At 62.7% G+C, this 9,939-nt stretch carries 10 protein-coding genes and 1 pseudogene; 4 read left to right on the forward strand and 7 right to left on the reverse strand.

The features are described 5' to 3' along the window. Positions 1 to 246 precede the first annotated feature (246 nt). Entirely contained in the window at positions 247 to 720 is a 474-nt protein-coding gene (locus tag G407_RS0120985; RefSeq protein ID WP_029032393.1) for a hypothetical protein, read from the reverse strand. Positions 721 to 874: 154 nt separating this feature from the next. Further along, positions 875 to 1,258, reverse strand: a complete 384-nt coding sequence (locus tag G407_RS0120990) for a rhodanese-like domain-containing protein (protein WP_029032394.1) — start codon at positions 1,256 to 1,258, stop codon at positions 875 to 877. A 77-nt stretch (positions 1,259 to 1,335) separates the two neighbouring features. Here G407_RS0120990 and G407_RS29150 point away from each other — a divergent pair, with 77 nt between their 5' ends. Beyond that, positions 1,336 to 2,046, forward strand: coding sequence for a GNAT family N-acetyltransferase (locus G407_RS29150; protein ID WP_245259145.1), 711 nt, complete (start codon positions 1,336 to 1,338; stop codon positions 2,044 to 2,046). On the opposite strand, the gene G407_RS0121000 is transcribed toward G407_RS29150, so the two are convergent. Then, on the reverse strand, positions 2,034 to 2,510 hold the full coding sequence (locus G407_RS0121000) for a GFA family protein (protein WP_029032395.1): 477 nt from the start codon (positions 2,508 to 2,510) through the stop codon (positions 2,034 to 2,036). The two genes, G407_RS29150 and G407_RS0121000, sit on opposite strands and share 13 nt — an antisense overlap. 2,235 nt (positions 2,511 to 4,745) lie before the next feature. On the opposite strand from G407_RS0121000, the gene G407_RS29155 reads away from it, so the two are divergent. Further along, positions 4,746 to 5,177, forward strand: a complete 432-nt coding sequence (locus tag G407_RS29155; RefSeq protein ID WP_043540316.1) for a Ros/MucR family transcriptional regulator — start codon at positions 4,746 to 4,748, stop codon at positions 5,175 to 5,177. 22 nt (positions 5,178 to 5,199) lie between these two features. Here the strand turns inward: G407_RS29155 and G407_RS30745 are convergent, their stop codons facing one another. Beyond that, positions 5,200 to 5,871, reverse strand: coding sequence for a thermonuclease family protein (locus G407_RS30745; protein ID WP_052341705.1), 672 nt, complete (start codon positions 5,869 to 5,871; stop codon positions 5,200 to 5,202). Positions 5,872 to 6,449: 578 nt separating this feature from the next. On the opposite strand from G407_RS30745, the gene G407_RS0121015 reads away from it, so the two are divergent. Together G407_RS0121015 and G407_RS32920 are read left to right on the forward strand one after the other, a co-directional pair. Next, positions 6,450 to 6,857 (forward strand): hypothetical protein, encoded by a 408-nt coding sequence (locus G407_RS0121015; RefSeq protein WP_156917665.1) that lies wholly within the window; start codon positions 6,450 to 6,452, stop codon positions 6,855 to 6,857. 100 nt (positions 6,858 to 6,957) lie between these two features. Then, positions 6,958 to 7,686, forward strand: a pseudogene (locus tag G407_RS32920) (DNA N-6-adenine-methyltransferase); the annotation flags it as partial. Positions 7,687 to 7,878: 192 nt separating this feature from the next. Here the strand turns inward: G407_RS32920 and G407_RS32670 are convergent. The 3 genes from G407_RS32670 to G407_RS31895 form a co-directional block, all read right to left on the reverse strand. Next, positions 7,879 to 8,064 (reverse strand): hypothetical protein, encoded by a 186-nt coding sequence (locus tag G407_RS32670; protein ID WP_052341706.1) that lies wholly within the window; start codon positions 8,062 to 8,064, stop codon positions 7,879 to 7,881. A gap of 1 nt (position 8,065) precedes the next feature. Then, entirely contained in the window at positions 8,066 to 9,181 is a 1,116-nt protein-coding gene (locus G407_RS0121030; protein WP_029032397.1) for a hypothetical protein, read from the reverse strand. Positions 9,182 to 9,341: 160 nt separating this feature from the next. Beyond that, the gene (locus G407_RS31895; protein WP_156917666.1) at positions 9,342 to 9,623 is read right to left on the reverse strand and encodes a hypothetical protein; all 282 of its coding nucleotides are present in this window, start codon (positions 9,621 to 9,623) and stop codon (positions 9,342 to 9,344) included. Positions 9,624 to 9,939: the final 316 nt, after the last annotated feature.

Here is a 9,939-nt window from a genome sequence, read left to right on the forward strand (position 1 = left end):
CTCGCAGACGGTGCCCTCACCGTGGCCGAAGTCGCTCAGCAGGTCGGATGCTCGCCAGCGACGTTGTATAGGTCGATGCCGGGAGGGAGGAGGAAGAGGGCGCTGAAGGCCGATGTTCATGTGTGAGGCCGCCGTTGACGCGGCAGGCTGCCGCTCTACATGCGCCCTCGTCAGAGCGGCATTGCGGCTTCCCCCGATTTCGCCGCCGTTCTGATCGAGGCCCTGCCGAGAGGCGGGGCCTCGTTCTCATCGGTTCACGTTGCGACCTTCCTCAAGGCCGACCTGCACCGGCCTTGCCGTCGTCTCCTTGTCGCTGAGCATACCGCCGATCATCGCGTGAAATTTGGCGAGAAATTTTTCCGCCCGTGCTGCCCTCTGCTCAGCGGCCTGCCAGCGCGCCGTTGCCTCTCGCAGCTTGTTCTCGACCTCGGTGAAGCGACGCTCCGCGAGTTCCGCCTTCGCCTCGATCATTTCGACCCGCAACTGCGCCGACCTCAGCGCCTCGCTCATCGCTGAGACAATGGCGCTCAGCCGAGCCTCCATGCCTTCGTCCGCGTAGTCCGGCGCAGCAGGCTCGAACGCGTCGCCAGCCGCCGCGTGATCCTCGCGAGCGAAGTGAGCCCGCAAGCGCTCAATCAATTCCGCTTCGGACATCGACGCCTTCGGCCTGATCTCATCCGCGCGGTCGCCTTTGGTGATGCGTGCGAACAGGGTGCTCATGATCACCTCCATGTCGGCAGAGGCTACGAGCACCCGGTTAGGAATCGGTTAACCATGTAAGCCGCTGAGCAAGAGATCAGTTCGCGCCGTTCTGATCGAGGCCCCGCCGACCAGCGGGGCCTCTTGCGTTTCAGCGTCGTACACAGGCGGGAACTCAGTGGACCTGTTCCGTCTCGATCCCCGCGTCCGCCAGTTCCTTGAAGCCGCCGACGTTGTAGACCTCGCCGTAGCCCATCTCCTGAAGCGTACGTCCAGCGAGAGCCGAACGTCCGCCAGAGGCGCAGTATAGGAGAACGGTCCTCTCGGGCTCGAACGCGGGATCGTGGTACTGGCTCTCGGGATCGGCTCGGAATTCGAGCATTCCACGAGACACGTTCACCGCACCCCTGATCTTTCCCGTCTTCTCGATTTCGCTCGGATCGCGAACGTCCACGACGAGAACACCATCTCCGCGCATTTTCTCAGCCGTCTCTTCCGGCGAGAGTTTCGGGACCGAACTGTTCGCGCTTGCTAGCATGTCTGCGACGCTGGTCGGCATAGTTCGCCTTCCCTACCGGCTGCGAAGATGTCTTTGCGGAATGTCCGCGCCATCTGGAAGAACCGGCTACATCGAACGTGCGCCGCAAGGAGATCAAAGGCAAGCTGCTCCGTTTGCAGAGCTTGCCCTCGGTGAAAAGCAAGGCGATGATCGAGCTTGCCTTAAAGGAGGACAGCAGCGACCCTCGTTCGGGTAACCTTGTCCTTGCTGCGGAGCGAGGGAGAGCCGAGATGGACAGGCGCGTTCAAATCGCGGAGGCACGCTCGCCCGACGACCTCCTCGCCGTGCGAGACCTCTGCGAAGGCTTCCTCTCGTGGCTGCGCGAGCGCTACGCCCGCGAGATGTGGCTGATCGACGCCTACTACGCACCTGAGAAGTGGGCCGCCACCTTGGACAGCCTTCCAGAGGTCCACGCGCCGCCGCGCGGAGAAATCCTGCTGGCGCGGCTTGAAGGACGCCCCGTCGGCTGCGTGATGATGCGGCCACTCGATGACCGCACGTGCGAGATGAAGCGCCTCTTCGTCCGCAGCGACGTGCGGGGCACGGGAGCGGGACGGCTCCTCTGCGAGCACCTACTTCGGCTCTCGGTCGAAAGAGGCTATGACGTGATGCGGCTCGACACCGGCATCTACCATGATGAAGCGATTGGCCTGTACGAGGCGCTCGGCTTCAGGATGCGGGACGCGTATTACGACGTGCCGCCGCGCGTGGCCGAACTGCTGCACTTCATGGAAACGGACCTGACCCCGCCGGTGCACGGTAGCGAGGCGGCGCGTCAGACCACGTGAGGGCTGTCGTAGAGGTGCGGCTCGTTCGGCTCGCCCGCGACATTCGTTGCGTGCTCCTCGAAACAGGCAACCCCGGCGGGAACGACTGTCCCTCGCTGCGCAACGGCGAGGAAGATGTGCTTCGAGTTGGCGGGCGAGCGCTCGAACCAGTTCGGATCATCGAAGGTGCCGCCATAGACGCCCACCACCTCCGTGAAGCGCTCGAACGTCAGGAACAGCTTCGTCGCGCAGGTCGAACAGAAGTGGATGTGGATGACCTTGCCGCTGCCCTCCGAGGTGTGGTCGTAGGTGGTGGGCTCACCTGCCGTGACCCCGAAGGCTCCCTTATCGAAGATCGGCTCAACGAGGTAGGCGGAGCCCGTCGTTCGCTGGCAAAATTTGCAGTGGCAGAAGGTGACCCGCGTGGGCGGTGTCGTCACGCTGTACCGAACCTTGCCGCAGAGGCAGCCACCGTCGTGCCGCATCACCAAACCTCCGCTGAATGCCCGAACATCCCGACCTTCCCACACCCGCCTTCTTCGGTCAATGCGCGACGTAAGCACAAGCTTTTCAGTAAGGGAGCAGAGCTTCACAGAAAAACAGCGCGTCGGGATCGCTCCTGACGCGCCGTTAAGGTCGCGACCCGTGGGGGCATATACGAAGCCGCGTCTCAAAACTTTAGTCTATTGTCGCCTGAGTTACAAGAGGTAAGTTTGAGCGAAGATTTGCAGCCCTGCTCTGGTGGACCGGCGCACTCGAATCACGTATGTAAGAAGTTGACCCGTGGGGCGATGAACGTGGGTCTTCAGAGCCGCGACACCGGAGAAGCCGGGCGCGGCTTTTTTCTTTTTGTACATCCGCAGGGGTGACGAGCAGCCTCGAATGGCGCAATCAAAAGCTTAACCGAAGCCGCTCAGCAGGCGTCGGCTATCCTGCGTACGGCAGGTCTTGTCGCTTTCGGGTATGATCGTCGTGGAGGCGACTTCGAAGAGGAGCCACCATGCAGACGTGGCACAATTTGGAGGAGGTGGAGCGTAGAAGCTTATCGAAGATCGCGCGAGGTCGAGCGCCCGATGAGAGCTTCGACATCGCCTACTACAAAGAGACTAGATCAGTACAATTGCGTACCCTAGGTGGTTTATAGCTGCGAGCTTTGTTGCTTGCAGTCAGGTGTTTGCGTGGCCTTGGGCCGCCTCGGCAGCCTTTTCCGAAGCCGAACGGCTAGGGTCTGAGCGTCTCGCTCGGGGGTCCCGGCAGATTTCCTGTTGGTCGGGAGCCCCTGTCCTCCCGTTCTCCATGGCAGAAAACCGAGGCAATCCTTCACATGCAAGCCTGTGGATCGTCTCTGGATGTGAGGCGGCAAAGCAAGCTGATGTTCACATAATCAGCTTCTAATGATCTCGGTACGTTCGATAACTTCGCGCTTCCCGTGTGGAGAACGTCGCCTGTGAACAAACGGCTCGTGATCCCTCATCCAGCGCAGCGCCGGAAGCGAGACGGGCATTCCCCCGACCAACTTGGTCTCGGGCGGCAGGGGATCGGCGTCGCGGACCTGTCCACGTCGGGATGTCTCACCTGAATTGGGGCCGCACTTTCGCCTCATGATGCCTCGAACTGCCAAGCTTGGAGCCGAGCCTATCCAATGCCTCTAGCGAGAATCATCCGTCAGACGGGGGCGAAGATGCCGGTGTCCCCGTTCTCCACAGCCGTCCACAGCGCGCTTGCAACACTCCTGAGGAATGTCGCGCGGAGCTAGGCGCACCCGCTCGATTTCAGTCCTCGGCTGCTTTCGCGACTGCGGGAAAGCATCTGATCAGTGGCGATCCATAGCTGCGCGGCAACGCCTGCTACGCAGAAGCGTCTCGATCAAGGCCAGCCTCGTGCCCGTGAGCAGCTTCGAGGTCGGCCACGATCCTTTCCGCCCGGTCAGGGGGGACCGCTGCGAGGATGCGTGCCACTTGCGCGACGAGCCTGTAGGTCACTCGGTCAGAGTCGCTGACGCCGGTCGGCTGAGCCAACCACAGCACTCTGTCCCTGAACCGACGACCTCGATCCGTGCTGAGCATGGTTCGGCTCCGTTGACGCGCTCAATATCAGGGATGACCTGTTTAGCTCCGCAAACGCCTGCGCTGAGTACGTGAAAACGTGATCGCGGCAATCGGGAAATGCCCGTAGGTGCGCAGCTTCGAAGCGCGACGTTGTGACCCATACGGCGGTTTAATGTCGCTCCTCGTATCTGCGTATGTCCGAGGCGTGCCAGCGGCCGGGGCTTGCCGCCCCGCGAGGAGCGCACCAGCACCGCTAACGCCGAGCGCTGGAAGCGCGAGAGCGGAAGCGGTCAACACCAAGATGTACCTTTCGGATTAGGCCTACGCGGCAGATGCGCCGTTCGCGCCAGCATGCTGGCGCGCGGCAAAAGTTGAAGGCCGAGGGCACGCATCGCGGACCCGGAGCGCCTCGACGGGTGGCGCGATCCGCGCGAGCCTCAATCAAAAAGAAGCCGCCCTATTCGGGGCGGCCAGTCTATTTGCGGGAAGACGTACCCCTGAGAGAGGCTCATCGCGAGAAAGAAGCGCTTCGTTCGCTCAGCGCCGATCACGAACTGTAACGTAGCTGGTGCGCATGTCCCCGGTCGCGACCGCTCTCCTCGCTTTGATAAACATTTGACAAGCGCGCGAACCGGAATAGTAGAAGGCAGGAATACCGCGAGCGAGGCGAAGATGAAAGACGAAGCTACGACGAAGATTGCCGCATCCATTGTTGCTTCTTACGTCAGCAACAACCCGATCCCCTCGGCGCAGGTGCCGGAACTGCTCACGTCCGTCTACCGGGCGCTGACTGAACTTGGGAAGCCCGTCGAGAAACCGCAGGAGCCCTCGCGCCCAGTCCCCGCCGTGCCGATCAAACGCTCGATCACCCCGGACTACATCATCTGCCTTGAGGACGGGAAGCACTGTCGCTCGATGAAGCGGCATCTCATGACGGCGTACGGGCTGACCCCTGATCAGTACCGGGAGAAGTGGGGGCTTCCTTCCGACTACCCGATGGTCGCGCCGAACTACTCGGCCCTGCGCTCCCAGCGCGCGAAGGAGATCGGGCTCGGGCAGAAGCGCACGACGACCGCCGAAAATCGGGTGCAGGCCGCCGAGTGAGTGCGGTATCGAGTGGGCGAGGCTAGCGGTAGACGTTCACCTCGCCCCTTCGGTGATCCCAAGGCGCGACGAAGCTGCCCGCCCACAGCCCACGGCGCTCGTCGCGTGCGGCAGCTTCCTCGTCCCGATAGCGCCCATCCGAGTAGCGGCGGTACTCGACCGCCCACCCTTGCCGCACCATATCGGCGTTGATGTCGAGGCCGCCTGCTCGGCAGACCGCGACGATCCGGCCATACCGGTCCACATCCTTCCGCTCGCAGGAGACGCGCCCGGTACGCCCGATGAGGTCCGAGAGCGCCGCCGTCGCCTCGGAGCCGCAGCGGTAGCTCCGACCAGCGGCATTCCGGCACCGCTGGCCGCTCTCGGGCGCGTCGATCCCGTACAGGCGCACGCTGGTGTCGAGACCGCACAGCCGGATGGTGTCGCCGTCGATCACGGCTGCCTTCCCGACCAGCCCGAGATGGGTTCGGTCCTCGCAAAACCAGAGCGAGGGGCTGAAGGGCAGCGACTTCGCGGAGATGAGATTGATGAAGGAGACCGCGCCGACGCCGATAAGCGCGCCGACGACGGCGAAGGGGAGGACAGATCGGCCCGAGGCTCTGCCAGCAGCCCACACGCGGCGCACGCGGCTGGCGAGGCCGTTCAGACCGCGCTTGCGCTGATAGACCTTCCACTCGCTCGGGAGCTTCGCCATTCCATACCTCCGGGCAGAGGATCGCCCGTCGGCAGCGAACACGAACTTAACGCAGCCCGTGGGCGAGCCGCTTCAGTCGGCCCTAATAAAAGCGAGAAGGAAGTCCGCTGCACCTACGCTAAACCAATCGCCAGCGGCGATCAGAAGCGAAGCCTAAAGTAAAAAGCGTCGTTCGCGTTCTCGAAGCGGTACTTCCGGCCAATTCGATCACCGTTTGTATCTCTCAGTGGCTCTACACTGTGGCGACCCTGACAGTTCTCATCAGTCCATACGCACCGTTCTCGTAGTCCTTCCTCGAACGATTCGTCTCCAATGAGGGCTCGATCCAATCCGTGGCAATCGACTTCATGTGGCAGCCCTGACGCGTCGCTGAGGGGCCTAGCCCCTAAGTTTCGGGCAATCTCAGCCGGGGTACGATTTTTCATGAAGTTATTTATCTAAATAGCGAAGTGAGATGCTCCTCCTCAATCCGCTGCCTGTCGCTAAAATGCTCAAGATGCGCGAGACGCTACTCCTCGCGGCTGTCGCGTCGCATAATGGCGGTCACGCGCAGCCCGTTATTCGCAGTCGAGTTCGGCGTGAACCTGTCCGTCGCTGAGTTTCACGGCTGGCGCGTCGCCTGCCGTAATCTGGTCGATCACCTTCGCCGTCAAAGCCGCTGGTGGCGCTCGTTTGGTCTCTGGCTGTGGCTGGGTGCGGACGGTCGGCTACGCGGGGTCGTGGCCTTGCCCGAGATCAGCGGGGCTGAGTTCCTCGCCGTATTCGCGCGGCGCTGGCCGGTCAGCCTACATCTCGTGCCGCCCGGCGGGCTGCGGGATCACGTCGCGGCGGTCGTGTCGCCGGGCAGGATCGCGGCGGTTGGGCGCAGTCGATACCAGCACGTCCGGTTCTCGATATCGCCCCGGCGGGCGAGGCCGGTGCGCCCGTCAGCGGTCAGCGCCCCGGCTCAGAGCATCTCGGTGGCTCCCATGCCGGTCCTCTTCTGACGAGCGAAACGCACCGTCGCCCCGAACCCGCCCTCTTGACGCGGCGTGCGCTGCGTGGTCCGAGCCATTCCCTCTGTCAGAGAACAATGATCCAAAACGAATGGACTTCGGGAACATCGTACGGGAGGAGCGGACCTCCAAGGGGCTGACGCAAGCCGCACTGGCCGAGCGGGCGGGTCTCAGTCTTCATGCCGTGTGGGAGGCGGAGCGTGGGAACGGGAGCGTCGCCGTTCTCGCCGCTCTCGTAGCGGCCCTCGACATCCGCTTCGCGGCAGTCGCGAAGGGCGAGACGTGGGGCGAAAGGGTGCGGGCTCTCCGAACGAAGCGCGGGTGGAGCCAAGAGAAGCTCGCCGCTCGTGCTGGCGTGTCTCCCATGGCGATCAACCGGCTCGAAAACGGCAACGCGCGGATCGCGACACTCTCGGCGGCGCTCGGCGTACTCGCCCCTCGGGCACGCGCCCGAAAGCCGCAGGTGGCGAATTGGGGCTCAGGCTCTCGGGACGAGCGGTTCACGCCCGAAGATGTGGTGCGACGGATCGAGGCGGTTCTCGACGGGATCGAACTGGACCCTTGCGGTCACCCGAAGAGCCCTGTCCGGGCGCGGCGGTTTATCCACAGGGAAGAGGACGGGCTGAAGCAGCCATGGAACGCGCGCACCGTGTTCGTCAATCCTCCCTACTCTGAGACCGGAGAGTTCGTCCGAAAAGCAGCGCATGAGTGGAGGTCGAAGCGGGCGCAGACCGTCCTAATGCTGCTCCCCGTCAAGACGCATTTTGCTTGGCATCAGGACCACATTCAGGGAATTGCAGATGTTTTCTTCCTTCGGGGCCGAATCACCTTCGAGCGCCTCGGTATGCCTGCAACTCCCGCGCCGTTCCCGACCATGCTGGTGCTTTACGGCGGCACCGATGTGATGATCGCCCGGATCATGGCGCTGTTTGAGTGCGGCCACATGCCGACGAGCATAGTGGTGAGCCGGGCGCGTATCGCGGGTTGGGCGAAGGCCGGTGCTGCGGAGGCTTCAGTCGTCGCGCCGCTCGCTTTCCCGGTTCCACCCCTGAACGAAACCGGCGATGAAGGCGGCGACGAGCCCGAGGATCAGCTTCAAGACGCAGGACGCAATCCGCACCGCGACGTAGATCGCGCCCACGACGAGCCACGCCGCGAACAGGAACACGCCGAACATGCTGACGGCGAGGCCCGTCATGTCATGCCTCCAAGCTCGCGACGGGCGTCAGGTCCAGTTCGGGCTCGTCGGTCTCGTCGGTCTCGTCGGTGATCTCATCGACCGGGCCGACATCGAGGTCCGCCAGTTCGTCCTCAAGGCTGGCGAGACCGCAGATGAGCCGCTCGCAGGCGTCCCAAGGTGAGGGGGGCTCGTGATCCCACGCATAGATGCCTGCGTTCGAGAAGGTCTTCCCAACTTCGTTACGGAGCGCTTCATTGACGTAACCGTTGCGATACCCGTGCACACTCGCCAACAGGTAGATCGGCTTCTTCCCGACCGCGCGGACCTCCGCGATCAGCGCCCGCGAACGATCCTCGAAGTAGAGCTTCCGACGCTGAAGGACGGCGAAGAGCGCCTGCGGCTCGGTGAGGCAGACGCGCATGCGGGTGCCCGCCGCATAGAGGGCAGAACCGCTATTCAACGGCTTCCAGCAGGCCGGGAGTGCGAGATCGGGAAAGGGGACGACGGCTCGCCGCAGCCAGCGGAGAACCCACCGGCTCGGCCCGCTGACACTCGCCTGCACGGACGCCCGGAGATCGCTCTCAGTGACGCCGGGAACGCTCGCCTTGATCAGGCGTAGCGCTGTGTTCAGGTCGTTGGCGTGGTTTCGGCAGCGGACCTTGAGCGCGAAACGCGGGCAGAGGAAAACAGGTTCGAGCGTCAGCAGCGCGTCGAGCCTGTGACGGTCGAGCCAGTCGGCTTGCCGAATTACCTTGGCGACTTCCGCGCTGGCCGGATCGGAGACGGCGCGGTGAAGCCGGGCGTAGTAGGCGCTTCCCTGCGGCCCTCGCTTCGTCTTCGCCAGCGAGCCGAGCAGACCGTCAGGGCACGCCCCGAGGTGCTTCTCGATCAGGTCACGCGGATGTAGGCGGCGCACATCTGCTGCGACGGGCAGGACGCTGGTGAGGTGGTCGAGGTTCGGCTTCCGCTCGCGGATCGGCGGGACGTGGCGCGACAGGACCGCGAAGGCAGCCTGCTGCCGCAGGCTTGAAAGCCGCAGGACGAAGCCGAGGAAGCCCGCGTCGATGAGATCGAGCGAGACGATCAGGTCGTGCAGCCGCCCTGCCGGTAGGGGTTGGTGCTGGTTGAAGGGCATCGGTGGTTCTCCTCGACGCGACTGGATCGAGGAGAACACGAAAGGCGGAAAGTGCAACTACTCCAGCGCCATCGAGCGGAACACCATATTCGAGACTAGGCCCGCGACAGTTGAAGGCTTGCAGACCGGCGCGGCGTGATACCGCCGCGCCGGAACACTGTCACCTCACAAGAGCGCCAGAGATCAAGCCGCGACAAAGCTTGCCCTTGATCTCACCTCTGAACAGATGCGCATCTTTTCTCGTTTCAAAGTCAAACTTCGCTACAAAAGTAACGTCATCGCCCTCGCACTCGTACCCGCCGCTCCACTTTACTTTACCCGAAAAGTCGTCATACTGATCTTTGACAAGTTGCCAGAGAAAATTTTCAACGCAGAGATCGTGTAAGAGCAAATCTGCATGCGGAAACATTTCATACCCGCCGCGTTCAAGCAGCTTGACCATTGCGCATCCCTCTTCGTAGGTGGAGAAATCACTCACTCTCAGGACTATTGAATAATTTAACGATGGAGGGTTAAATGCCTTTCCGACAGCTTCAATCAGATTTTGATGTGACACAACAGTACCCTTTTTAGATGTTGAAACTCATTATGCTTCTTTCCGATGGAGCCGTCAAAATTCAAATTACCGGCGGAAAGTCGGCACGTGCAACATTCGCTTCCATTTTCCTCCTCCCTCCCGGCATCGACCTATACAACGTCGCTGGCGAGCATCCGACCTGCTGAGCGACTTCGGCCACGGTGAGGGCACCGTCTGCGAG

It is taken from the genome of Salinarimonas rosea DSM 21201 (genome assembly GCF_000429045.1).
Classification (GTDB): Bacteria; Pseudomonadota; Alphaproteobacteria; order Rhizobiales; family Beijerinckiaceae; genus Salinarimonas; species Salinarimonas rosea.

Excerpts from the sequence above, each read along its gene's own strand:
- G407_RS0120985 (WP_029032393.1), bottom strand. The coding sequence starts at position 720 with ATGAGCACCCTGTTCGCACGCATCACCAAAGGCGACCGCGCGGATGAG.
- G407_RS0120990 (WP_029032394.1), bottom strand. The coding sequence starts at position 1,258 with ATGCCGACCAGCGTCGCAGACATGCTAGCAAGCGCGAACAGTTCGGTC.
- G407_RS0121000 (WP_029032395.1), bottom strand. The coding sequence starts at position 2,510 with ATGCGGCACGACGGTGGCTGCCTCTGCGGCAAGGTTCGGTACAGCGTG.
- G407_RS29155 (WP_043540316.1), top strand. The coding sequence starts at position 4,746 with ATGAAAGACGAAGCTACGACGAAGATTGCCGCATCCATTGTTGCTTCT.
- G407_RS30745 (WP_052341705.1), bottom strand. The coding sequence starts at position 5,871 with ATGGCGAAGCTCCCGAGCGAGTGGAAGGTCTATCAGCGCAAGCGCGGT.
- G407_RS32670 (WP_052341706.1), bottom strand. The coding sequence starts at position 8,064 with ATGACGGGCCTCGCCGTCAGCATGTTCGGCGTGTTCCTGTTCGCGGCG.
- G407_RS0121030 (WP_029032397.1), bottom strand. The coding sequence starts at position 9,181 with ATGCCCTTCAACCAGCACCAACCCCTACCGGCAGGGCGGCTGCACGAC.
- G407_RS31895 (WP_156917666.1), bottom strand. The coding sequence starts at position 9,623 with ATGGTCAAGCTGCTTGAACGCGGCGGGTATGAAATGTTTCCGCATGCA.